The sequence below is a fragment of the Providencia sp. JGM181 genome (assembly GCF_018257375.1).
Taxonomy (GTDB): domain Bacteria; phylum Pseudomonadota; class Gammaproteobacteria; order Enterobacterales; family Enterobacteriaceae; genus Providencia; species Providencia lanzhouensis.
Genome location: NZ_JAERJY010000059.1, coordinates 1 through 19,963, shown reverse-complemented (window position 1 = coordinate 19,963; position 19,963 = coordinate 1). Strand labels below are relative to the sequence as shown.

The 19,963-nt window shown below is 46.7% G+C and carries 20 protein-coding genes and 1 riboswitch; of the genes, 14 read left to right on the top strand and 6 right to left on the bottom strand.

The window, feature by feature from the left end:
- The first annotated feature begins 588 nt into the window (after positions 1-588).
- Entirely contained in the window at positions 589-2,178 is a 1,590-nt protein-coding gene (purH, locus tag JK188_RS09605) for a bifunctional phosphoribosylaminoimidazolecarboxamide formyltransferase/IMP cyclohydrolase (protein ID WP_211887989.1), read from the top strand.
- Between the two features lie 15 nt (positions 2,179-2,193).
- The gene (gene purD / locus JK188_RS09600; RefSeq protein WP_211887990.1) at positions 2,194-3,480 is read left to right on the top strand and encodes a phosphoribosylamine--glycine ligase; all 1,287 of its coding nucleotides are present in this window, start codon (positions 2,194-2,196) and stop codon (positions 3,478-3,480) included.
- 212 nt (positions 3,481-3,692) lie between these two features.
- Here the strand turns inward: purD and JK188_RS09595 are convergent, their stop codons facing one another.
- The 6 genes from JK188_RS09595 to nudC form a co-directional block, all read right to left on the bottom strand.
- A complete protein-coding gene (locus tag JK188_RS09595) occupies positions 3,693-4,376 on the bottom strand; it encodes a DUF1481 domain-containing protein (RefSeq protein WP_211887991.1) in 684 nt (227 codons plus the stop codon).
- Between the two features lie 32 nt (positions 4,377-4,408).
- Complete coding sequence (locus tag JK188_RS09590) at positions 4,409-4,681, bottom strand: HU family DNA-binding protein (RefSeq protein WP_006657071.1); 273 nt, start codon at positions 4,679-4,681, stop codon at positions 4,409-4,411.
- A gap of 199 nt (positions 4,682-4,880) precedes the next feature.
- Positions 4,881-5,468: a YjaG family protein gene (locus tag JK188_RS09585; protein ID WP_036953566.1), complete on the bottom strand. Its 588-nt coding sequence runs from the start codon at positions 5,466-5,468 to the stop codon at positions 4,881-4,883.
- Between the two features lie 74 nt (positions 5,469-5,542).
- Positions 5,543-6,214 carry a deoxyribonuclease V gene (gene nfi / locus JK188_RS09580; RefSeq protein WP_211887992.1) on the bottom strand — a complete coding sequence of 224 codons (672 nt, stop codon included), beginning with the start codon at positions 6,212-6,214 and terminating at the stop codon, positions 5,543-5,545.
- Between the two features lie 133 nt (positions 6,215-6,347).
- Positions 6,348-7,412, bottom strand: a complete 1,065-nt coding sequence (hemE, locus tag JK188_RS09575) for a uroporphyrinogen decarboxylase (RefSeq protein WP_108479697.1) — start codon at positions 7,410-7,412, stop codon at positions 6,348-6,350.
- A gap of 88 nt (positions 7,413-7,500) precedes the next feature.
- Positions 7,501-8,289 carry an NAD(+) diphosphatase gene (gene nudC, locus JK188_RS09570; RefSeq protein WP_211887993.1) on the bottom strand — a complete coding sequence of 263 codons (789 nt, stop codon included), beginning with the start codon at positions 8,287-8,289 and terminating at the stop codon, positions 7,501-7,503.
- 226 nt (positions 8,290-8,515) lie between these two features.
- Here nudC and JK188_RS09565 point away from each other — a divergent pair, with 226 nt between their 5' ends.
- The 12 genes from JK188_RS09565 to thiH all read left to right on the top strand — a co-directional run bounded on the left by JK188_RS09565 (position 8,516) and on the right by thiH (position 19,878).
- Positions 8,516-9,568: an ABC transporter substrate-binding protein gene (locus tag JK188_RS09565; protein ID WP_154626077.1), complete on the top strand. Its 1,053-nt coding sequence runs from the start codon at positions 8,516-8,518 to the stop codon at positions 9,566-9,568.
- Positions 9,569-9,592: 24 nt separating this feature from the next.
- A complete protein-coding gene (locus JK188_RS09560) occupies positions 9,593-10,411 on the top strand; it encodes an alkaline phosphatase family protein (protein ID WP_211887994.1) in 819 nt (272 codons plus the stop codon).
- Positions 10,411-11,313, top strand: coding sequence for an ABC transporter permease (locus tag JK188_RS09555; RefSeq protein ID WP_132497219.1), 903 nt, complete (start codon positions 10,411-10,413; stop codon positions 11,311-11,313). The genes JK188_RS09560 and JK188_RS09555 overlap by 1 nt, the downstream gene beginning before the upstream one ends.
- Complete coding sequence (locus tag JK188_RS09550; RefSeq protein WP_211887995.1) at positions 11,300-12,115, top strand: ABC transporter permease; 816 nt, start codon at positions 11,300-11,302, stop codon at positions 12,113-12,115. The genes JK188_RS09555 and JK188_RS09550 overlap by 14 nt, the downstream gene beginning before the upstream one ends.
- Complete coding sequence (locus JK188_RS09545; RefSeq protein WP_154626071.1) at positions 12,112-13,128, top strand: ABC transporter ATP-binding protein; 1,017 nt, start codon at positions 12,112-12,114, stop codon at positions 13,126-13,128. The genes JK188_RS09550 and JK188_RS09545 overlap by 4 nt, the downstream gene beginning before the upstream one ends.
- A 32-nt stretch (positions 13,129-13,160) precedes the next feature.
- Entirely contained in the window at positions 13,161-13,838 is a 678-nt protein-coding gene (locus JK188_RS09540; protein WP_211887996.1) for an HAD family hydrolase, read from the top strand.
- 327 nt (positions 13,839-14,165) lie between these two features.
- A riboswitch (TPP riboswitch) is annotated at positions 14,166-14,278 on the top strand.
- A gap of 144 nt (positions 14,279-14,422) precedes the next feature.
- Positions 14,423-16,390 (top strand): phosphomethylpyrimidine synthase ThiC, encoded by a 1,968-nt coding sequence (gene thiC / locus JK188_RS09535; RefSeq protein WP_211887997.1) that lies wholly within the window; start codon positions 14,423-14,425, stop codon positions 16,388-16,390.
- On the top strand, positions 16,374-17,051 hold the full coding sequence (gene thiE, locus JK188_RS09530; protein WP_211887998.1) for a thiamine phosphate synthase: 678 nt from the start codon (positions 16,374-16,376) through the stop codon (positions 17,049-17,051). Before thiC ends, thiE begins: the two co-directional genes overlap by 17 nt.
- Positions 17,041-17,799, top strand: coding sequence for a HesA/MoeB/ThiF family protein (locus JK188_RS09525; RefSeq protein ID WP_211887999.1), 759 nt, complete (start codon positions 17,041-17,043; stop codon positions 17,797-17,799). Before thiE ends, JK188_RS09525 begins: the two co-directional genes overlap by 11 nt.
- Positions 17,787-17,987 carry a sulfur carrier protein ThiS gene (gene thiS / locus JK188_RS09520; RefSeq protein WP_108479688.1) on the top strand — a complete coding sequence of 67 codons (201 nt, stop codon included), beginning with the start codon at positions 17,787-17,789 and terminating at the stop codon, positions 17,985-17,987. Before JK188_RS09525 ends, thiS begins: the two co-directional genes overlap by 13 nt.
- A 2-nt stretch (positions 17,988-17,989) precedes the next feature.
- Positions 17,990-18,760, top strand: a complete 771-nt coding sequence (locus tag JK188_RS09515) for a thiazole synthase (RefSeq protein ID WP_036953610.1) — start codon at positions 17,990-17,992, stop codon at positions 18,758-18,760.
- The gene (thiH, locus tag JK188_RS09510) at positions 18,757-19,878 is read left to right on the top strand and encodes a 2-iminoacetate synthase ThiH (RefSeq protein WP_036953614.1); all 1,122 of its coding nucleotides are present in this window, start codon (positions 18,757-18,759) and stop codon (positions 19,876-19,878) included. The genes JK188_RS09515 and thiH overlap by 4 nt, the downstream gene beginning before the upstream one ends.
- The last annotated feature ends 85 nt before the right edge of the window (positions 19,879-19,963 follow it).

The following is a 19,963-nucleotide window of genomic DNA, read 5'->3' as shown; positions in this document are numbered from 1 at the left end:
TACCTATTAGTTCATATATATGAATTAACGTGTTAGTCACTCTTCAAGACTTAAAATCAAATATTTTTTTGATAGTGTCCTGTGAGTGCCCACACAGATTGTCTGATAAATTGTTAAAGAGCGGTGCGACATTTCTTTAGAAATTCGACTCAGTTTTTATCAACTTAGGTCGTTGTCGCGAGGTGGCGTATATTACGCTTTCCTCATTGAGAGTCAAGTATTTTTTTACTTAATCTTTTCAGATTCTCTCGCTGCCGTTTCAGTGTCCATCGCGCTTTGCGTTGGCTTGTTCCCGGTCAGTGGATGCGCATTATAGGGAGTCGCAGAAATCCTGCAACCCTTTTTTTAAGATTTTTTACGGTTTTTAGTTCAACTGCTGCATTCCACAGCAAAACCCCTATTTATACCCACTTACACACAGATTTATCCACAAACTGAAAAAATAGTGAAAATAGTTCGCGCATTACGCAAACGTTTGCGCTACAATTAGCGCGAAAATTCGGCATTGATTTTATTTTGATGCTCTGAAATTGTTAGTGACTTATATATAGATATTGCTTCTTTATCCAAATCCAAGGGATCTATCTCATGCAACAGCTTCGTCCTATTCGCCGTGCCCTGCTTAGTGTGTCTGATAAAACAGGGGTTGTTGAATTCGCTAAGGCGCTTTCTCACCGTGGTGTTGAACTGCTTTCTACCGGTGGAACCGCTAAATTACTAGCAGAGCAAGGCCTTAAGGTCACTGAAGTTTCAGATTACACAGGTTTTCCTGAAATGATGGATGGTCGCGTTAAGACTCTGCACCCGAAAGTTCACGGTGGGATCTTAGGTCGTCGCGGTAAAGATGATGCCATCATGCAGCAGCATGACATTACACCTATTGATATGGTGGTTGTGAACCTTTATCCATTTGCTCAAACCGTCGCAAAACCAAATTGCACATTAGAAGACGCCGTTGAGAATATCGATATTGGCGGTCCAACCATGGTTCGCTCCGCAGCGAAGAACCATAAAGACGTGGCTATCGTGGTTAACAGTAATGACTATGACAAAATCATCGAAGAGATGGATAACCACGAAAATTCGCTGAATTGGTCAACACGCTTTGACTTAGCTATTAAAGCATTTGAGCACACTGCCGCTTATGACAGTATGATTGCTAACTACTTTGGTGAGCTGGTTGCGCCATATCATGGTGATACCACTCAACCATCAGGTCGTTTCCCTCGTACCCTGAATTTAAACTTCATTAAGAAGCAAGATATGCGCTATGGCGAAAACAGCCATCAAGACGCGGCTTTCTATATAGAAGAAAATCCAAAAGAAGCGTCGATTGCCACTGCGAACCAAATTCAAGGTAAAGCGCTTTCTTATAATAATATCGCAGACACCGATGCAGCTCTGGAATGTGTAAAATCCTTTGATGAGCCAGCTTGTGTTATTGTTAAGCATGCTAACCCTTGCGGTGTTGCCATTGGTGACAATATCCATGCCGCTTATGATAAAGCATTCAAGACTGACCCAACCTCAGCATTCGGTGGCATCATTGCTTTTAACCGCCAATTAGATAAAGCCACCGCAGAAGCCATCATTGAACGTCAATTTGTTGAAGTGATTATTGCCCCTTCTATTGCTGAAGATGCCTTACCTTCTTTATCTACCAAGCAAAACGTGCGTGTTCTGGTATGTGGTGAGTGGAGCAAACCTGTTGCAGGTTTAGATTTTAAACGCGTGAATGGCGGTTTACTGGTTCAAGATCGTGACTTAGGTATGGTCGAAGCGGAAGATTTACGCGTCGTAACCACACGCCAACCTACGGAACGTGAGTTAAAAGATGCGCTGTTCTGCTGGAAAGTGGCGAAATTCGTGAAATCAAATGCGATTGTTTATTCGAAGAACGACATGACCATCGGTATTGGTGCAGGACAAATGAGCCGCGTGTACTCTGCTAAGATTGCAGGGATCAAAGCTGCTGATGAAGGTTTAGAAGTTGCTGGTTGTGCAATGGCATCCGATGCATTCTTCCCGTTCCGCGATGGTATCGATGCCGCTGCCTCTGTAGGCGTTACTTGCGTTATTCAACCAGGTGGATCTATTCGTGATGATGAAGTGATTGCCGCTGCCAATGAACATGGCATCGCAATGATCTTTACTAACATGCGTCACTTCCGTCACTAATTGCTAGGGGTTTCTATGAATATACTGATTATTGGTGGTGGCGGTCGCGAGCACGCTTTAGCATGGAAAGCCGCACAATCTCCATTAGCAGATAAAGTGTATGTTGCGCCAGGTAACGCGGGTACTGCACTGGAACCTGCACTGGAAAATGTCGATATCTCAGCAACTGACATTGATGGCTTACTGCAATTTGCCAAAGACAAACAAATCGGTCTAACCATCGTAGGTCCAGAAGCACCATTAGTTATCGGTGTGGTCGATGCATTCAAACAAGCTGGTTTAACCATTTTTGGACCAACTCAAGGTGCTGCGCAGTTAGAAGGCTCGAAAGCGTTCACCAAAGATTTCTTAGCGCGTCACAAGATTCCGACCGCAGCTTATGAAAACTTTACTGAAATTGAGCCTGCTTTGGCTTATTTAGATAAAGTTGGCGCACCTATCGTTATCAAGGCTGATGGTTTGGCTGCTGGTAAAGGCGTGATTGTGGCAATGACGCTGCAAGAAGCCAAAGATGCCGTCCATGATATGCTGGCTGGCAATGCATTCGGTGATGCCGGTCATCGTATCGTTATCGAAGAGTTCCTTGATGGCGAAGAAGCGAGTTTCATCGTCATGGTGGATGGTGAGAATGTCATTCCGATGGCAACTAGCCAAGATCATAAACGTGTTGGCGATGGTGATACTGGGTTAAACACTGGCGGTATGGGTGCATATTCACCTGCGCCAGTGGTGACAGATACGGTTCATCAACGTGTCATGGAGCAAGTCATTTATCCAACCGTTAAAGGAATGGATCAAGAAGGGAACCGCTATCAAGGTTTCTTATATGCAGGTTTGATGATTGATAAAGCGGGTAACCCAAAAGTCATCGAATTTAACTGTCGCTTTGGCGATCCAGAAACTCAGCCAATTATGATGCGCTTACAATCTGATTTGGTCGCTCTGTGTTTAGCGGGCGCTAAAGGCGAACTCGCAGGTAAAGATTCCCTGTGGGATGAACGTCCAGCGCTCGGTATCGTAATTGCGGCGGGTGGATATCCAGGTGATTATCGCAATGGTGATGTGATTTCGGGTCTACCAACGTCAGAAGCAGCTGATAGCAAAGTGTTCCACGCAGGTACCAAGCTCAACCAAGCAGGCGAAGTTGTCACCGCCGGTGGACGCGTTCTGTGTGTCACTGCATTAGGTAACGACATCGCAAAAGCTCAAGCTAAAGCGTACGAAGTTGCCAAAACCATCAATTGGTCTGACAGTTTCTATCGCAACGATATCGGCTACCGCGCTATCGCCCGCATTAAGTAATAGAAACAAATAATCCCAAAGCTGATAAGAGGAAACTTTTATCAGCTTTTTGCTTTTGAGTTTTTGACCTTCACACCGCCAATGGCTCTAAGTATTTCGAAGCATAGCTAGGCGGCGAGGTTACTTATGCCCAGGAGCATAGATAACTATGTGACTGGGTTAAGTCACCGAAGCCAACAACGCTAGGATTTGAAAGACGACGAGCGGTGAGATTAGAGCGAATCTTTAGAAGGTTGCCAACTGCAAAAATTAGTATCCGCCACCATCAAAAGCTGAGTCCCCTCTGGTGACTCCAACCACGCCAAATTCAGCTCTTTCGTCCAGACTTTGGCTCTATCATCTAGCCATTTCTGTGCATACGGTTCGAAAGTAACATCGCGCTTTTCACCATCACAAGTGGTGATTTTACCTTGCTTCCAATACCCTTGATGTAGCTCTACGCCACCCACTATCAACGCGGTATTGATATTCAGAATACGGTCAGCTTCAAAACGCCAGCGGTTAATTTCATCAGAGGAAAGCGGGGTTTTGATATTATTTTGCGCGCGCTGCATAAACACAATTTCATTATCTTTACTAAAGCGCAGTTGTTCAGTGATGTTGTTATTACCTTGATTGAGGACTTGGCTGCGGATCTGCCACAATTTACCATCACGATATTCGAAGAAATTGACGGAGGTGTCGGTTCTTTTATAGGGGCTATACACCACCATTAAGACCAACGGCTGACTCTTCGCATCATTCAGTCTCCACATTCGGATTACGCCTTCATCGGCAATAAATCCGCTGGCACTAAACTCAGGGAGTCGAGGCGAATTAGAAGAACAGGCGCTTAGTATTGAGACTGCTCCCAACACCAGCAACCTTTGGCGAATAAACAAAAGGGGTAACTTCATACCCCCTCTGATAATTCTCGTAGACAATGTACTTATTTTACAGCGTCTTTCAGTGCTTTACCGGCAGAGAATGCTGGTACAGTTGTTGCAGGAATTTGGATTTCTGCTTTAGTTTGTGGGTTACGACCGGTACGAGCTGCACGGTGGCTAACTTTAAAAGTACCGAAACCGACCAGTTGTACTGCTTCGCCGCTTTTCAGAGAATCTGAAATTGCGCTCAGAGTTGCTTCTAAAGCTGCTTTAGCTTGAGTTTTAGTCAGATCTGCTGATTCTGCGATAGCATCAACTAATTCAGTCTTGTTCATAAATTATCCTTACACAGTGTGTTTATCGTTTGCAAAGCATCGAGTGCGTCGGATATGCCAGATAGACAGCCCCTGATACACGCCCCCGATAGCCACTTCTTCTCGCCCCTAAATGTAGAACAGAGTAGGGGTAAATGTGAAGTCTTAGTACACAGCATTACTGCTTTAAGTCACGTTTTCGCACTTAAAAGTGCAAAATTTACGCGACAGTAATGCCGATATTGCTGACACCCGCTTCGCGGAGGTCAGATTTTAATCCTTTAATTAACTCTAAGTCTCGTTCTTCGCAAGCGGCTAATAAGCGGAAAATGTCCCATTGAATGTCCCACTCTTCTTCCACAGCAGGCACCACTTTTAGCTCTTCATCGGTCATTTCACGCCCTGCTTGGGTCATTTCAAGCATAGCAACAGTACGAATCGATGCTTCACTGACTAAGATTGCGTGCTCAAGGGTTTCACCACTCAGTTTTGCATGAATGAGTTCACCTAAAGCAATACAAGCGTCGATAGCGGGATAAACACCGTACATATCGAAGTCATCGGCGACTGGAATAATTTCTTCTAGCTTCTCTAACTGATTGTCGAAATTGACTTTGCTATCTTTGATAACCAAGGTTTCCCAAACTAAATCAAGGATGGCACGATAAACCTTCGCATCAGCAAATTCAGTTTGCTGGCAAAACATTTGATAATTAGGATACATTCTCTCGCACAGGGATGCCATGAAGGTCATATGCTGCCAGCTTTCTAGTTTCTCTAACCTCAAATGAATAGGATTTCTTAACATAATTTCTGACTCATCAATCTCAATACTTCGCAGTTTACCTGAAAATCTGCCAATGCCACATATTTTGCTGATAATTAGCCAATTTTCTCATTCATTCGCTTAAAAAATGTGCGATTCGAAGCGATTCCATCAGCAAAACGGGTCGGTTCTGGCAATCTATACCCCTGAATACACCGTTTTACCCACTCTAGCGAGGAAATAAAACTGACTTTGTGACCCGGAGAAAGATATAAAGGATTGCAGCGTTTCTTACTACGATAAACCCATCCTAATTGCTCTTGAGCCACTTTCAACATTTCGACACTTTCAGGTTCAGCATTGAGTTCGACAACATCACCACATAAACGGCTTTTTGCTACCCCTATCGTTGCGACATCGGCCAACAATCCGAAATGGCAAGCCACCCCAAAACGCCGCGGATGAGCAATACCTTGACCATCCACCAGCACTAAGTCAGGCTTTTGTTGGATTTTTTCCCACGCAGCCATTAACCCTGGGACTTCACGAAACGAGAGCAACCCGGGAATATAGGGTAACTGAGTTGGGATCCGTGCTATTTGATACTCCACCAATTGCAGCTCAGGCCATGAAAGCACCACAATCACCGCACGGGTCACGGTGCCATCTTGCTCAAAACCGACATCCGCACCACCAATAAAACGTGGCGAGATAAACTCATCATTCAGAATGACTTGTTGAGCTAGCTCTACCTGCTGTTGTCGCAACTGCTGAGTATCAATTGCCATCACGGAACCATTATTAATAAGGATTAATCATAGATGATAATGATGTACTTACAAGATCCTGTAAATACACCACACATTGAGAGGTTCAAATCGAGATAAAACACCAAGTTCTACCTCGATTATGCCTTGGCGGCTACTGATGATATTGACGAGAGAAACGGTGAACCGCGTCCACAAACGCACCAGCATGTTCAGGCGCCACATCTTGATGAATACCATGACCTAAATTGAAGACATGCCCTTCACCTTGACCAAAGCCCGCTAAAATATGCTGCACTTCTTGTTCAATACGCGCAGGCGGCGCATATAACATTGAAGGATCCATATTGCCTTGCAGCGCAACTTTATCACCAACACGACGACGAGCATCTGCAATTTCGGTCGTCCAATCCAAACCTAGCGCATCACAGCCTGTTGCCGCCATCTCTTCTAACCACTGACCGCCACCTTTGGTAAACAGGGTCACAGGCACACGACGACCGTCATTTTCGCGGATTAAACCATCGACAATTTTGTGCATGTAGCGCAAGGAGAATTCCAGATAATCGCGCTTAGTCAGCACGCCGCCCCACGTATCGAAAATCATCAGGGATTGAGCGCCAGCACGCACTTGAGCATTCAGATACAAAATCACGCTATCTGCCAGCTTATCCAGCAGTAAATGCAGCGTATTTGGATCTTCATACATCATTTTTTTGATTTTAGTGAACGCTTTGCTGCTACCACCTTCAACCATATAGGTCGCTAATGTCCACGGGCTACCCGAGAAACCAATCAGTGGTACATCACCATTTAAGGCTTTACGGATGGCACGAACTGCGTCCATCACGTAGCCCAGTTCCATCTCTGGATCGGGAATTGGGATATTTTTAACATCGGCTGCGTTCTTGATTGGCTTTTCAAAACGTGGGCCTTCGCCAGTTTCAAAATAAAGCCCAAGTCCCATTGCATCGGGGATGGTCAGAATATCAGAGAATAAAATTGCGGCGTCTAATGGAAAACGACGAAGTGGCTGTAACGTGACTTCGCACGCTAACTCAGTATTTTTGCACAAAGCAATAAAATCACCAGCTTCTGCACGAGTTGCCTTATATTCTGGTAGGTAACGCCCTGCTTGACGCATCATCCATACTGGGGTCACATCTACAGGCTGGCGTAGCAACGCACGTAGATAGCGGTCATTTTTCAACTCAGTCATTATTTACTCCATTATTATTGTGGCCGCCGCAAATGGCTAAGGCGCCATATTATACCAGCAAAGGGAAACAATATCAGCGCCAGCGCAATTAGTGGTTATCTTCATCAAATTGACGACATAACACCACGCTATCTTCAATTAATCGCCGAGCAATCGTATCTCCCGGCGGGATCAGCGGCAGATCATTATAGTGATACCAATTAGCGCTCACTAACTCTTTAGGATCCACTTGAATGTCCCCACTATCATAATCAGCTAAAAAGCCCATCATCAGCGAGTGTGGGAATGGCCAAGGCTGTGAAGAGACATAACGAATATTGCGCACTTTTATATGGCTCTCTTCCATCACTTCGCGAGCCACCGCCTCTTCTAAGGTTTCCCCCACTTCCACAAACCCTGCTAACACCGTGAACAGCGGATTTTGTGAATGGCGACGATGTTGTGCCAGCAAAATATGATCATCGCGGCGAATACCGACAATAATACAAGGGGCAATTTGTGGATAATAACGTTCATGGCAGTGGTCGCACAGACATGCCCATTCCGTTGAACTGTGGCGCATCGCCGTTCCGCAATATCCACAGTAACGGTGAGAGCGATAAAACTCCGCGAGTTGAACACCCCGTCCGGCTAGGCGAAATAGCCCTTCATCTTGAGAAGCCACTACACGAGGGGAAGCCATATCTGACGGCATTTTTTCAGCGATCAGCCAAACAATTTCCCCCTGCCACTCACCAATCGGCGTCGCAAGTTTTCCTGTTAATCCGAACTGCTGTGCAGCGCCTCTAGGCACATCTCCTTGGGGCAACCACAGTCGCCCCGCAAAGCAGACAAACCACCAGCCACTTTCCGTTCCTGCTAATGTGTGTTTATTCATTCTATTTCTCTATGTCAGCACGCTGAGTTGCGATTAAAGATACGCTTGTTTTATAGATTGTCATACAACCGTTTGATTCGTCACTACCCTTTCATTATTTTGACACTTTTTAGACATTTAAAAGTCACAGCATCTAAAAAGTGTCACACAACTGTCAATTCATTGTCATCTCGAATAATTAGCATGCCAACTAACCAATACGGCGACTCTTATAGAGAGAAACAAGATGAAAGCTATCGTACCTGCAATTTTACTGTCACTCAGCGCTTCTCAAATGGCATTTGCGGCTGACAGCGATTTAACCCAACTTATCGAAGCTGCAAAAAAAGAAGGCCAAGTTTATAGCGTCGGAATGCCTGATACATGGGCAAACTGGAAAGGCACATGGCAGGATTTATCGACAGAATACGGTTTAAAACATCAAGATACGGACATGAGCTCTGCACAGGAAATTGCAAAATTTGCTGCTGAGAAAAATAACGCCACCGCAGATATCGGTGATGTCGGCGCGTCATTTGGTCCGGTTGCAGTACAAAAAGGGGTCACTCAGCCGTACAAACCGACCACTTGGTCACAAGTGCCTGATTGGGCAAAAGATAAAGATGGCCACTGGGCATTAGCTTACACCGGTACTATCGCGTTTATGATCAATAAAGACTTAGTCAAAGACGCACCAAAAAGCTGGGATGATTTACTGAAAGGAAAATACAAAGTCACCGTTGGGGATGTAGGTATTGCCGCACAAGCCAACAACGCCGTACTGGCTGCCGCTTTTGCCCGTGGTGGTGATGAAAATAACCTGAAGCCTGCCATTGAATTCTTTGGCGAATTAGCGAAACAGAAGCGTTTATCCGTCAATGACCCAACCGTTGCCAACATCGAAAAAGGCGAAGTGGAAGTGGGTATTTTATGGGACTTCAACGCACTGAACTACCGTGACCAAATCAACCGCGACCGCTTTATCGTGGTGATCCCATCCGATGGCAGCGTTATCTCCGGTTATACCACCATCATCAATAAATTTGCTAAAAACCCAAATGCCGCGAAATTAGCCCGCGAGTTTATCTTCAGTGATAAAGGACAAATCAATCTTGCAGAAGGTTATGCGCGCCCAATTCGTGCTCAATACCTGACACTGCCTGCGGATATCCAAGCCAAATTACTGCCAGATGAACAATACAAAAATGTTCACCCGATTAAAGATGCTGAAGGCTGGGAAAAGTCATCACGCAACTTACCGAAAATGTGGCAGCAGCAAGTATTAATTCACCAGCAATAATCGCAATTAGGAATCAACAGTCTGATGTCTAAAAAAGTCATACTTGTTGTTCTCGACGGTTTAAGTTATTCAGTAGCCCATCAATGTATGGGCTATCTCAATGGTCTTATCAAAGCCGATAGAGCAACACTTTATAAAATGGAGTGTGAGCTCCCATCCATGTCTCGCCCGCTGTACGAATGCATTTTGACGGGCATTCCTCCGGTTCAAAGTGGCATCGTCAACAACGATGTTGTGCGACTTTCTCACTTCGATAGCATCTTTTCATTGGCTCACCAAGCCGGAAAAACGACAGCGGCAGCAGCCTATTATTGGGTCAGTGAGCTGTATAATCGCGCGCCATTTGAGGCGAATCGTGACCGATTTACCCATGATAAGCAGTTGCCGATTCAGCATGGTTGCTTCTACCAAGCAGACCACTACCCTGATGACCACCTGTTTATGGATGCGGAATATCTACGCGCTCAGCACGACCCCGATTTTTTGCTGATTCATCCAATGAATATCGATGATGCAGGGCATAAGTTTGGATTTGATTCGTCCCAATATCGCAATGCGGCGCGCAAAGCAGACATTTATTTATCCCATTACTTACCGATGTGGATAGAGCAAGGCTACCAAATTATCATCACCAGCGACCACGGGATGAATAACGACCGCAGCCACGGTGGTATTTTGCCGGAAGAGTGTACGGTTCCGCTGTTGACTATTGGCAGCGCATTCTCTCATCGCCCAGACGTTCCGATGGAACAAACAGCGATTTGTGGCACCGTTTGCCAACTACTGGGTGTGCCATTCTCAAACAAAACTGTCTGTGATGATTTACTGGCAGGAGGTCGCTAATGGCGGATATCCCTGCCAACGACCAGTCCCGTCAACAAGAGGGAGGCTTAACCATGTTTAACAAGCCCAATGTGCGTTTTCACTGGCGCGCCGCACTGTTAATCGTGCCATTTATTGTGCTGTTTTGCCTATTTCAAATCGCCCCGATGATTTGGGTACTTTTCAACAGTTTTGTCTACGAAGAAGCCTGGTCTTTTGAAAATTACGTTGAAATTTTCTCCAATGATTTCTACCTACAAGCATTCCAAAATACCCTATGGCTATCGCTGATTTGTAGCGTTGTTGGTTTGCTTATCGCCTGCGTAACGGCATTTTCTATCTATAAGATGCAAGGCAAAGTGCGCAATTTCATGATTTCGTTTACCACCATGGCGAGCAACTTCAGCGGCGTACCGTTAGCCTTCGCGTTTATTATTATCTTAGGTTTTAACGGAGCCATTACCCTGCAACTTAAAGCGTGGGGATGGATTGATGATTTTAATATCTACAGCGCCAGCGGCTTGATGCTGCTGTATATCTACTTCCAAATCCCACTCGGTATTTTACTGCTTTACCCTGCATTCGATGCACTCAAACCTGAGTGGGAAGATGCCGCAAAAACTATGGGAGCCAGCAAGTTAACCTATTGGCTGAAAGTGGGTATTCCGGTCATTTCTCCTGCACTATTAGGCACATTTATTATCTTGGTTGCCAATGCCGTTGGCGCTTATGCCAGTACTTACGCACTCACCAGTGGTAACTACAACCTAGTGACTATCCGCATTGCCAGCCTTGTCTCTGGCGACCTGTTCTTAGAGCCAAATATGGCAGCCGCGCTATCCGTTGTTCTGATTGCGATCCTTGGGTTTATCACCGCCATTCACCACTGGTTATTAAAGCGGAGCTACCATGCTAAATCCTAATATTCGTAGCCCAAAAGCACCGAGTTTACTGTTTCATAAAATGGTTCTTGGTACCGTTGCCGCCATTCTTGCGCTGCCTATTATTGCCACCTTTATTTACTCCATTTCCAGTTCATGGGGGGCGACGATTATGCCTGATGCCCTATCCATTAAATGGTATCTGCAATTGTGGCAAGATCCGCGCTTTTTGATGGCATTTGGACGATCTCTTTTGATCTGCTTTGATACATTGCTGATCAGCGTACTGGTCATTTTGCCAATGACATTTGCCGTTTTTTACCGCTTTCCAAAGCTCAAAGGGTTGATGGATTTACTGATTATTCTCCCTTTTGCGATCCCACCCGTGGTCTCTTCAGTCGGTTTACTGCAAATCTTTGCAGATGAGCCATTTATGTTGGTCGGTACCCCGTGGATCTTAATTGGCACCTACTTCACCATTACATTGCCATTTATGTACCGCGCACTGGCGAATAGCTTTCAAGGAATCAATCTGCATGACTTAATGGACGCCGCTCACTTACTCGGTGCCAGCACCTTTAAAGCCTTTTTAATGATAGTGCTGCCAAATATCCGTAAAGGGTTATTGGTTTCTTTACTGATTTCCTTCTCATTCTTAATGGGGGAGTTCGTATTCGCCAATATCTTAGTGGGAACCCGTTTCGAAACCTTGCAGATCTATCTGTTTAATATGCGCCAAACTAGCGGACACTTTACCTCTGCGCTAGTGATGTCTTACTTCCTATTTACGTTGCTGCTGACTTGGCTAGCAACGCGCTTGAATCGTGTGGGAGATGAACGATGAGCTACGTTATTGCGGAAAACCTAACTAAATCCTTTGGTCAGAACCAAGTATTCTCTGATATCCAGTTTACGATTGAACAAGGGGAATTTATTACGCTATTGGGGCCAAGTGGCTGCGGAAAATCCACGTTACTACGTTGTATCGCGGGGCTTGAACAGCCCGACAGCGGGGAGCTGTATATCAACCGCCAGAATATCACTCAGCAGCCAGCTCAACAGCGCGGCGTGGGCATGGTGTTTCAAAGCTACGCTCTATTCCCAAATATGACCGTGGCTGAAAACATCGCGTTTGGGTTGAAAATGCGCAAGATGCCCGCCACTGAGCGCGATAAAGCCGTGGCAGAAGTCATTGATATGGTGGAATTACAAGGAAAAGAGAACCAATATCCGCACCAGCTTTCGGGTGGTCAGCGCCAACGTGTCGCCCTCGCCCGTGCATTGGTGATGAAGCCGCAAATTTTACTCCTCGATGAACCATTATCCGCCCTTGATGCACGTATTCGTAAGCACTTACGCCAGCAAATTCGTGAAATCCAGCGAGAGCTGAAGCTCACCACCATTTTCGTCACCCACGACCAAGACGAAGCGATGATTATGTCTGACCGCATCTTCTTAATGAACAAAGGCTCGATTATCCAAAGCGATACCGCGGAAAATATCTATACTCAGCCTGCCACTGAATTTGTGGCTCGATTTATGGGGCATTACAATTTGGTGGACGCTGAAAAAGCCAATGGGATGCTGGGCGTCAATTTACAAGGTACCCTCGCCATTCGCCCTGAGTCCATTTATGTTCGCGAAGTGGGACGCCAATATGGCAACCATATTTCCGCCCCAGTGGATGCCGTGATCCTTGACCACCAGCTTTTAGGGAATATTATTCGCTATAGCGTGAACACGCCTGCGGGGGATATGACCGTAGACTTGCTCAATCGCTCATCTGAGCGTTTATTTGAGCCGGGCACACGCCTTGAGTTAATGTTTAATAAAAATGAAATTCGAGCTTTAAGTTAATCAACGACGAGCTAGTCAACGAAAGGAACCCCATGCAAAACCCGTCTACACAAACCAAATTAGCGATTTTTGATCTCGATGACACCCTGATCCGTGGCGATAGCAGCGTACTTTGGACGCAATATTTGTGGGATAAGAAAATCATTACCGACCCACGTTTTGTCGAAGCCGATAAAGAGATGATGGCGCAATACAACGCGGGCAATTTGGATATGGTGACTTACTTAAAGTTTAGTTTGCAGACCCTTGCTGGCATCAAGACAGAGCAAGTCGATGAGTGGTTAGATGATTTTGTCGATACCATTATCATTCCGCGCATTTATCCTAACGCATTAAGCACCGTTGCCTCATATCGATCGCAAGGGATCCCGATCATTGTGATCTCCGCAACGGTTACTTTTATCGTGAAGAAGATTGCGGATCGCCTTGGTGCCGATGTCACGATGGGCATTAATATTAAGCGTTCAAATGGCTGCTACACCACCGAAGTTGACGGTATCCCAACCTTTAAAGAGGGTAAAGTTAAGCGTTTAACTCAATGGATCGCCCACCAGCCAATCACCGATGCGTATATTTATTTCTACACCGATTCCGCCAATGACCTACCTATGTGCCATTTTGCCGATGAGACATTTATCGTCAACGGCGACTCGCGCCTTCTCCAAGCCGCCACTGAAAACCACTGGCCGCAATATTCGTGGAGTTTGTAAAACCCTATTTAACCAACCTAGTTTTAACTTTTAACGCTTAATTTCTAGGTTTTTGTTTTTTAGGTTTTTAACTAACTGCCTTTCAAAGGTTCCTCTACATTATTCGTGCTAGAGAAAGGCGGCAAACTAATCCTCAACCTAGTTTTAACTTTTAATTTCTAGGTTTTGGATTTTTACCCAATACACTGATTTCCCCTAAATTATTCGAGTGAGAAGAAGGCGGCAAGCGAGGATATCCCTAGGAGCATACACAAGTATGTGACTAGGGTAGCCGAGAGAAGCCAACGCACTTATCGCTTGAAGAATGACGGGGAAACTTTATACTGAACAATCTTGTCGGAGTGCCTAGCATGTGCAAACATCAGGCTGAGACCGTTAATTCGGGATCCGCGGAACCTGATCGGGTTAATACCCGCGAAGGGAACAAGAGTAATCTTCTCGCACGATCTTCCCCACCCTTGGTGGATCTTTCGTTGCAACGCCTTACCATTACTCCTCCGAACTCCAGACAAGCAACTTTCTTTCGATAAACCCGCTATTGGCGCTTTACGCCGTATAGCCTGTGACGATGTCAGGAAATTGCTATGTCCAATAATGCTAATAATTCAGTTATACCGAGTACCGATATTTCCCCTAAAGCTGCACCAGCACGCACTCGAAAAGAGCAACGTGACGCCGCAGAAGACTTTATCAATACCATTTCCGGTGTTTCATTCCCTAACTCTGAACGTATCTACCTGCAAGGCTCGCGAGACGACATCCAAGTTCCCATGCGCGAAATCCAGCTCTCCCCAACGCTTATCGGCGGAGACAAAGATAATCCCAAATTTGAAGATAACGAGGCCGTCCCTGTTTATGACACCTCAGGTCCTTACGGCGACCCGGCCTCTGAACTCAATGTTCACAAGGGATTGAAAAAAATCCGTGCGCCGTGGATCAGTGAACGCGCGGATACTGTTGCTGTCGAAAATCTCAGCTCCGACTTTACCCAGCAGCGCTTAGCCGATGCGGGCTTAGACCACCTGCGTTTTAATCACCGCCCTGCACCACTGAAAGCGCAAACAGGCAAATGCGTCACTCAGTTGCACTATGCTCGCCAAGGCATTGTGACTCCTGAAATGGAATTTATCGCCATCCGTGAAAATATGGGTCGTGAACGCATTCGCAGTGAAGTGTTAAGGCAGCAACATCCGGGGCAAAGCTTTGGTGCTATTTTGCCAGAAAATATTACGCCGGAATTTGTACGCCAAGAAGTGGCGGCAGGTCGCGCTATCATCCCTGCCAATATTAACCATCCAGAATCTGAGCCGATGATTATCGGGCGCAATTTCTTAGTGAAAGTGAATGCCAATATCGGTAACTCCTCCGTGACTTCATCCATCGAAGAAGAGGTGGAAAAACTGATTTGGTCTACTCGCTGGGGTGCAGATACGGTGATGGATTTATCCACAGGTCGCTATATTCACGAAACCCGCGAATGGATTTTACGTAATAGCCCAGTGCCAATTGGTACCGTGCCTATCTACCAAGCGCTCGAAAAAGTGAACGGCGTTGCTGAAAACCTCACGTGGGAAATGTTCCGCGATACCCTGCTAGAGCAAGCCGAGCAAGGGGTAGATTACTTCACTATCCATGCTGGCGTTTTACTGCGCTATGTACCAATGACGGCGAAGCGCCTGACCGGCATAGTCTCCCGTGGAGGCTCTATCATGGCGAAATGGTGTTTATCCCACCATCAAGAAAACTTCCTGTATGAGCATTTCCGTGAAATTTGCGAAATTTGTGCCGCTTATGATGTTTCCCTGTCTCTTGGTGATGGGTTACGTCCGGGTTCTGTGCAAGATGCCAACGATGAAGCCCAATTCTCAGAGCTGCATACCTTAGGCGAGCTCACCAAAATTGCATGGGAATACGATGTGCAGGTGATGATTGAAGGACCGGGACATGTGCCGATGCAGATGATCCGCCGCAATATGACCGAAGAGCTAGAGCACTGCCACGAAGCCCCATTCTATACGTTAGGCCCCCTAACCACCGATATCGCACCAGGCTATGACCACTTCACTTCCGGTATTGGCGCAGCAATGATCGGCTGGTTTGGTTGTGCGATGCTGTGCTACGTGACGCCAAAAGAGCACCTTGGTTTACCGAACAAAGAAGACGTCAAACAGGGGCTGATTACCTACAAGATTGCTGCCCACGCCGCTGATCTCGCGAAAGGTCATCCGGGTGCGCAAATTCGTGATAATGCCATGTCCAAAGCGCGTTTTGAGTTCCGTTGGGAAGACCAGTTTAACCTCGCCCTAGACCCTGAAACCGCGCGTAAATATCACGATGAAACCTTGCCGCAAGCGTCAGGGAAAATCGCCCACTTCTGCTCTATGTGTGGACCAAAATTCTGCTCCATGAAGATTTCCCAAGAAGTTCGTGACTATGCTGCACAAAAAGAGGCAGGCATGGAGCAGATGTCGGAAGCTTTCCGCGCTCACGGTAGCGAACTCTATCATGGGGCTGAGATTACTGAGGTCGTGAGTGATGAACAAAACGCTTAATCTCCCAAATAGTCCATTTCCACCGACTGAGCACTGCCTCGGTCTGTACCCGGTTGTGGATTCTGTTGAATGGATTGAACGCCTGCTAAATGCAGGTGTTTCCACTTTGCAATTGCGCATCAAAGACAAGCAAGACCACCAAGTCCGTGAACAGATCCAGCAAGCAATAGCCCTTGGTAAGCAGCATAATGCCCGATTATTTATTAATGACTATTGGCGTTTAGCCATAGAGCTGGGAGCCTATGGCGTACACTTAGGGCAAGAAGATCTGGAAACTACCGATCTAGTAGCGATTCACCAAGCGGGGCTACGGCTGGGGATCTCCACCCACGATCCTGATGAAGTCGAGATTGCCAAAACCGTGCGTCCGTCTTATATCGCACTGGGGCATATCTTTCCAACCCAAACCAAGCAGATGCCTTCCTCGCCGCAAGGTTTAGAAGCGTTAAAACAGATGGTTGAGGAGACGCCAGACTATCCGACAGTGGCAATAGGCGGGATATCCATTGAGCGCGTGCCTGCCGTGCTCGCTACTGGCGTTGGCAGTGTAGCGGTTGTCAGTGCCATCACCCAAGCCGATGACTGGCAAAGTGCAACGCGAACATTGCTGGATCTGGTTGAACCAACCTCTCGCTTAAAGGAAAACGACCATGCTCAATGATCTCGAGTTTATGCGTTATAGCCGCCAATTGCTGCTTGAGGATGTCAGCCCTGAAGGGCAACAAAAACTCAAACAAAGCAAGGTACTGATTGTCGGTTTAGGTGGACTAGGCTCCCCTGCAAGTTTGTATCTCGCGGGGGCGGGTGTCGGTGAATTATGGATAGCGGATCATGATGACCTGCATGTGTCTAACTTGCAGCGCCAAGTGCTGTATGACACGCAGGATATTAACCAGTCGAAAGCGCAGCTGGCCGCAGCGCGTTTAAAGCAGCTTAATCCCCATACTAAGACGCGCATTTTCCAACAAAAGCTTGATGCGGACAGCTTACTTCCCTTAGTGGAACAGGTGGATTTGGTGCTGGATTGCTGTGACAACATGGCCACTCGCCATGCGGTCAATGCCGCATGCGTCATTAGCAATACCCCGCTCGTCAGCGGTAGCGCTGTGGGCTTTGGCGGGCAATTGATGGTTTTGGAGCCACCGTTTCAATCGGGCTGCTACGCCTGTTTGTATCCCGACCAAGAAGAGCCGCAGCGTAACTGCCGTACGGCGGGAGTACTCGGCCCAGTCGTGGGTGTGATTGGGACGTTACAAGCATTGGAAGCCATCAAATTGCTGGTGGGATTACCGTCCCCGTTAAGTGGAAAACTACGCCTGTTTGATGGAAAGCAGCAACAGTGGAATACCTTGCAGCTGACCCGATCAAAACAGTGCCCCGTCTGCCGAGAAGCCACATGCATATCATAATCAATGACCAGCCGATGGAGGTTGAACCGCCCATTACCGTCCACCAGCTATTAACGCAACTCGGGCAAAGTACATCCGGCTCAGCACTGGCTATCAATCAGGTAATCATTCCCAAAAGCCAGTGGGAAAGTCATTTTTTGAATGAACAAGACAACATTCTGCTGTTTCAAGCTATCGCAGGGGGTTAATGATGTTAAAAATTGCTGATGTCACTTTTCAGTCACGTTTATTTACCGGAACAGGCAAATTTGCCAATCCAACATTAATGCAGCAAGCCATCCAAGCATCGGGCAGCCAGCTGGTGACCATGGCGATGAAACGCGTTAATTTACGTGGGCAAGATGATGGTATTTTACAGCCACTTCAAGAGTTGGGAGTTAAATTGCTTCCCAATACTTCCGGCGCCAAGAATGCCCAAGAAGCGATTTTTGCTGCGCGTCTCGCTCGTGAAGCCCTCGGTACTCATTGGGTAAAACTCGAAATCCATCCCGATGTCCGTTACTTATTGCCAGACCCTATCGAAACGTTACTCGCAGCAGAGCAACTGGTTAAAGAAGGATTTGTGGTGTTGCCTTATTGCAGCGCGGATCCCGTGCTATGTAAGCGACTGGAAGAAGTGGGCTGCGCTGCCGTGATGCCTCTGGGTGCACCGATTGGTACCAATAAAGGCTTAGTGACTAAGGAGATGCTGCAAATCATCATCGAACAGGCTAATGTACCAGTAGTGGTGGATGCAGGAATTGGCGCACCTAGCCATGCCGCCGAAGCTATTGAGATGGGCGCCGATGCGGTGCTAGTCAATACCGCCATTGCCGTGGCTAAACAGCCCATATTAATGGCACAAGCCTTTAAAATGGCGGTCGAAGCTGCACAACTCGCTCGTCAAAGTGGACTTGCGGCACCCAAACAGAGAGCGGAGGCATCTAGCCCTCTGACTCAATTTTTGGAGGCACTGCAATGATTGAAAGCTTTCGGGAGCGTTGGGAACAGTTAGATTGGGACAACCTCACATTACAGATCAATAGCAAAACCGCCTCGGATGTAGAGCAAGCGTTGCAGAGTGATACATTGACTCTCGATGATTTTATGGCGTTGCTTTCCCCTGCGGCGCGGCATTACATCGAGCCGATGGCACAAAAGGCGCAGCGCCTAACGCGTCAACGTTTTGGCCATACTGTCGGGTTTTATGTTCCTCTGTACCTTTCCAACTTATGTGCCAATGATTGTACTTATTGCGGATTTTCGATGAGCAACCGCATTAAGCGCAAAACCCTCGATGACGCTGAGATTGTCCGTGAATGTGAAACCATCCGCCAGATTGGTTTTGACAGTTTGTTATTAGTCACGGGCGAACATCAAACCAAAGTTGGAATGGACTATTTTCGCCGTCATATCCCTGTAATTCGTTCCTACTTCAGTTCTCTTATGATGGAGGTTCAGCCCTTATCAACCGAAGAGTATCGCGAGCTAAAAACTTTAGGGCTAGATGGCGTGATGGTATACCAAGAAACCTACCATGAGCCAACTTATCAACTTCATCATTTAAAAGGCAAAAAACAGGATTTTCATTGGCGATTAGCAACACCGGAACGCCTTGGTCAAGCCGGTGTTGATAAAATTGGATTGGGGGCATTAATCGGGCTTTCCAGTAGCTGGCGAACGGATTGTTATATGGTGGCGGAGCATCTGCTGTATATGCAGCAACACTATTGGCAGAGCCGCTATTCTATTTCATTTCCACGCTTGCGCCCTTGCGCGGGGGGAATAGAACCCGCCTCGCTGATGGGGGATGCGGAGCTGGTTCAGTTAATCTGTGCATTTCGCTTGCTTGCCCCGACTGTGGAATTGTCGCTGTCCACCCGAGAATCCCCTTATTTTCGGGATCATGTGGTACCACTGGCGATTAACAGCGTCAGTGCTGGCTCTAAAACCCAACCAGGAGGCTATGCGGATTCGAAAACCGAGTTAGAGCAGTTCTCGCCCCACGATAACCGCAGTGCTGCACAAGTCGCCCATGCCTTAGTACAAGCCGGGCTACAACCTGTTTGGAAAGATTGGGACGGTTACCTAGGGCGTTAATAGTGACTTAGGACGTTAATGGCTCATTTTTCAATGGGAAATATTGAAGAGAATATTTCCCATTAAATGGAACTAAGAATATACG

Excerpts from the sequence above, each read along its gene's own strand:
- nudC (WP_211887993.1), bottom strand. The coding sequence starts at position 8,289 with ATGAATAAACACACATTAGCAGGAACGGAAAGTGGCTGGTGGTTTGTC.
- purH (WP_211887989.1), top strand. The coding sequence starts at position 589 with ATGCAACAGCTTCGTCCTATTCGCCGTGCCCTGCTTAGTGTGTCTGAT.
- JK188_RS09590 (WP_006657071.1), bottom strand. The coding sequence starts at position 4,681 with ATGAACAAGACTGAATTAGTTGATGCTATCGCAGAATCAGCAGATCTG.
- hemE (WP_108479697.1), bottom strand. The coding sequence starts at position 7,412 with ATGACTGAGTTGAAAAATGACCGCTATCTACGTGCGTTGCTACGCCAG.
- JK188_RS09595 (WP_211887991.1), bottom strand. The coding sequence starts at position 4,376 with ATGAAGTTACCCCTTTTGTTTATTCGCCAAAGGTTGCTGGTGTTGGGA.
- JK188_RS09545 (WP_154626071.1), top strand. The coding sequence starts at position 12,112 with ATGAGCTACGTTATTGCGGAAAACCTAACTAAATCCTTTGGTCAGAAC.
- purD (WP_211887990.1), top strand. The coding sequence starts at position 2,194 with ATGAATATACTGATTATTGGTGGTGGCGGTCGCGAGCACGCTTTAGCA.
- JK188_RS09560 (WP_211887994.1), top strand. The coding sequence starts at position 9,593 with ATGTCTAAAAAAGTCATACTTGTTGTTCTCGACGGTTTAAGTTATTCA.
- thiH (WP_036953614.1), top strand. The coding sequence starts at position 18,757 with ATGATTGAAAGCTTTCGGGAGCGTTGGGAACAGTTAGATTGGGACAAC.
- thiC (WP_211887997.1), top strand. The coding sequence starts at position 14,423 with ATGTCCAATAATGCTAATAATTCAGTTATACCGAGTACCGATATTTCC.
- JK188_RS09525 (WP_211887999.1), top strand. The coding sequence starts at position 17,041 with ATGCTCAATGATCTCGAGTTTATGCGTTATAGCCGCCAATTGCTGCTT.
- JK188_RS09515 (WP_036953610.1), top strand. The coding sequence starts at position 17,990 with ATGTTAAAAATTGCTGATGTCACTTTTCAGTCACGTTTATTTACCGGA.
- JK188_RS09550 (WP_211887995.1), top strand. The coding sequence starts at position 11,300 with ATGCTAAATCCTAATATTCGTAGCCCAAAAGCACCGAGTTTACTGTTT.
- JK188_RS09555 (WP_132497219.1), top strand. The coding sequence starts at position 10,411 with ATGGCGGATATCCCTGCCAACGACCAGTCCCGTCAACAAGAGGGAGGC.
- JK188_RS09565 (WP_154626077.1), top strand. The coding sequence starts at position 8,516 with ATGAAAGCTATCGTACCTGCAATTTTACTGTCACTCAGCGCTTCTCAA.
- JK188_RS09540 (WP_211887996.1), top strand. The coding sequence starts at position 13,161 with ATGCAAAACCCGTCTACACAAACCAAATTAGCGATTTTTGATCTCGAT.
- thiE (WP_211887998.1), top strand. The coding sequence starts at position 16,374 with ATGAACAAAACGCTTAATCTCCCAAATAGTCCATTTCCACCGACTGAG.
- nfi (WP_211887992.1), bottom strand. The coding sequence starts at position 6,214 with ATGGCAATTGATACTCAGCAGTTGCGACAACAGCAGGTAGAGCTAGCT.
- thiS (WP_108479688.1), top strand. The coding sequence starts at position 17,787 with ATGCATATCATAATCAATGACCAGCCGATGGAGGTTGAACCGCCCATT.
- JK188_RS09585 (WP_036953566.1), bottom strand. The coding sequence starts at position 5,468 with ATGTTAAGAAATCCTATTCATTTGAGGTTAGAGAAACTAGAAAGCTGG.